The sequence below is a fragment of the Bifidobacterium boum genome (assembly GCF_000741535.1).
GTDB lineage: Bacteria > Actinomycetota > Actinomycetes > Actinomycetales > Bifidobacteriaceae > Bifidobacterium > Bifidobacterium boum.
In genome coordinates this window covers 1-3,287 of the sequence record NZ_JGYQ01000005.1, presented here as the reverse complement: position 1 = coordinate 3,287, position 3,287 = coordinate 1, and the positions used below count along the sequence as shown (strand labels likewise).

Sequence of the window (3,287 nt, the reverse complement as noted above, 5' to 3'; positions counted from 1 at the left end):
GGGTGGTGTGTGTGTTGCCGTTCGACTGTTAGTACCGGTCAGCTCCACCCCTTGCGGGGCTTCCACGTCCGGCCTATCGACCATGTGTTCTGCATGGAGTCTCCAGACCCCCGAAGGGGTCACGGAATCCTGATCTCGGAGCAGGCTTCCCGCTTAGATGCTTTCAGCGGTTATCCCTCCCGAACGTAGCCAACCGGCCGCGCCACTGGCGTGACGACCGGCATACCAGAGGTTCGTCCACCCAGGTCCTCTCGTACTATGGGCAGGCCTCCTCAGGATTCCAACGAGCGCAGAGGATAGAGACCAAACTGTCTCACGACGTTCTGAACCCAGCTCGCGTGCCGCTTTGATCGGCGAACAGCCGAACCCTTGGGACCTGCTCCAGCCCCAGGATGCGACGAGCCGACATCGAGGTGCCAAACCATCCCGTCGATATGGACTCTTGGGAATGATCAGCCTGTTATCCCCGGGGTACCTTTTATCCGTTGAGCGATGCCGCGCCCGTGCGCCGGCACCGGATCACTATCTCCGACTTTCGTCCCTGCTCGACCCGCCGGTCTCGCAGTCAAGCCCCCTTGTGCGATTGCACTCGACACCCGGTTGCCGACCGGGCTGAGGGGACCTTTGAGCGCCTCCGTTACTCTTTGGGAGGCAACCGCCCCAGTTGAACTACCCGCCAGGCACTGTCCCTGACACGGATGACGTGCCGAGGTTAGACGCCAGGTGTGGACAGAGCGGTATTTCACCTTCCGGCTCCCCGCGGGCTGGCGCCCGCGGCTCACAGCCTCCCGCCTATGCTACACAATCCAGACCTGACGACAATACCAAGGTATAGTAAAGGTCCCGGGGTCTTTTCGTCCTTCTGCGCTTAACGAGCATCTTTACTCGTACTGCAATTTCGCCGAGCTCCTGGTCGAGACAGCGGGGAAGTCGTTACGCCATTCGTGCAGGTCGGAACTTGCCCGACAAGGAATTTCGCTACCTTAGGATGGTTATAGTTACCACCGCCGTTTACCGGGGCTTGAATTCACCGCTTCACCCGAGGGTTGACGGATCCTCTTAACCTTCCGGCACCGGGCAGGCGTCAGTGCATATACAGCGGCTTGCGCCTTCGCATGCACCTGTGTTTTTGGTAAACAGTCGCTACCCCCTGGCCTGTGCCACCCCCCAAGGCTCCGCCCGCAAAAGGACATCACCCGAGGGGGTCTCCCTTATACCGAAGGCACGGGAGTGGTTTGCCGAGTTCCTTGACCAGGATTCGCTCGATCGCTTTGGTATACTCTACCAGACCACCAGTGTCGGTTTGGGGTACGGGCGGCATAGGGCCCTGGCGCCGAAGCTTTTCTCGGCAGAAGGGATCACCGGATTCGCCCCCTGAGGGGCCCATCATCACGCCTCGGCCTCACGCCCCGCGGATTTGCCTGCGGGACGGCCTGCACGCTTGACCACGGAAAACCACCTCCGCGGCCGGCTACCTGACTGCGTCACTCCTGCGTCGGCCTACCACACGCGGGATCCCAACACCACCCGCGTCCACGCCCCGAAAGGCGCTTCAACAAGCGGCGGAGGTTAGCGCACGCGCTTCGGCTTTGACGGTCCCCAGCCGGTACGGGAATATCGACCCGTTCATCCATTCGACTACGCCTGTCGGCCTCGCCTTAGGACCCGACTGACCCGGGGACGACGAACGTGGCCCCGGAACCCTTGGTCATCCAGCGGACGGGATCCTCACCCGTCTCTCGCTACTCATGTCTGCATTCTCACTCCCCCACGGTCCACGACACGTTCACACGGCCGCTTCGCCCCATGGGGGACGCTCTCCTACCCAGCAGGAAAACCTGCTGGCGCGTCTTCGGTGGTGTGCTTGAGCCCCGCTACATTGTCGGCGCGGAACCACTAGACCAGTGAGCTGTTACGCACTCTTTCAAGGATGGCTGCTTCTGAGCCAACCTCCTGGCTGTCTATGCGACTCCACATCCTTTCCCACTTAGCACACGCTTCGGGACCTTGGACGACGCTCTGGGCTGTCTCCCTCTCGACGACGGAGCTTATCCCCCGCCGACTCACTGCCGCGCCACACCTCACGGGTATTCGGAGTTCGGCTGCTGTCGGTACCCGCAACGGGCCCTCAAGCATCCGGTAGCTCTACCCCCCGGAGGCGACACGCGACGCTGCACCTAAATGCATTTCGGAGAGAACCAGCTATCACGGAATTTGATTGGCCTTTCACCCCTAGCCCCAGGTCATCCCCCCGGTTTTCAACCCAGGTGGGTGCGGTCCTCCACGCGGTCTTACCCACGCTTCAACCTGCCCAGGGCTAGATCATCCCGCTTCGGGTCCAGGACACGCGACACACGCCCTATTCGGACTCGCCTTCGCTACGCATACGCCACACGGCTTATGCACGCCACATGCCACTGACTCGCAGACTCATTTTTCGATAGGCACGCCGTCACCCCACAAGGAGGCTCCGACGGATCGTAGGCGCACGGTTTCAGGAACTCTTTCACTCCCCTCCCGGGGTGCTTTTCACCTTTCCCTCACGGTACTGGTACACTATCGGTCAGACGGGAATACTTAGGCTCACCCCACGGTCGGGGCGGATTCACACGGGATTCCACGAGGCCCGTGCTACTTGGGCAATATGATACCGAGACGACGCGCATACGGCTACGGGGCCATCACCCTCTACGGCCAGGCATTCAATCCTGCTCGCCTCACACGCCGTTTTGTCACTCGGCCCGGCCCCGTCGGAGACCGGACACACACGCCCGCAACACCCCACGCGCAACCCCCGACGGGTATCACACGCGCAAGGTTTGGCCTGGTCCGCTTTCGCTCGCCACTACTCACGGAATATCCTTTCCTGCAGGTACTGAGATGTTTCACTTCCCTGCGTACCCCCCGCACCAAGGTGCGGTGACAGCCCATGACGGCTGCCGGGTCTCCCCATTCAGAAACCCTCGGATCAAAGCCCGCTCGGCGGCTCCCCGAGGCATATCGCTGCCCGCGACGTCTTTCATCGGTCCCGTCTGCCAAGGCATCCACCATACGCCCTTGCAAGCAACCCCACACACGGGGGAAACCCGCAAGACCAACGAACACCGGACGACAGATCATCAACACTCTGCGATCACAAAACGATCAAACAACAACCAGACCCCCCAACAAGAGGGGACCCGGTCGAAATACATCAGTACAAGCAGACCACAACCGTACAACAACGGCATGGTCCGCTCGCGTCCACTATCCAGTTCTCAAACCACCACGCCACACCACAACCAACC

At 61.2% G+C, this 3,287-nt stretch carries 1 rRNA gene; it reads right to left on the bottom strand.

Annotated features, from left to right (window positions below):
- Nucleotides 1–8: 8 nt before the first annotated feature.
- Nucleotides 9–3,071 (bottom strand): 23S ribosomal RNA (locus BBOU_RS01005).
- Nucleotides 3,072–3,287: the final 216 nt, after the last annotated feature.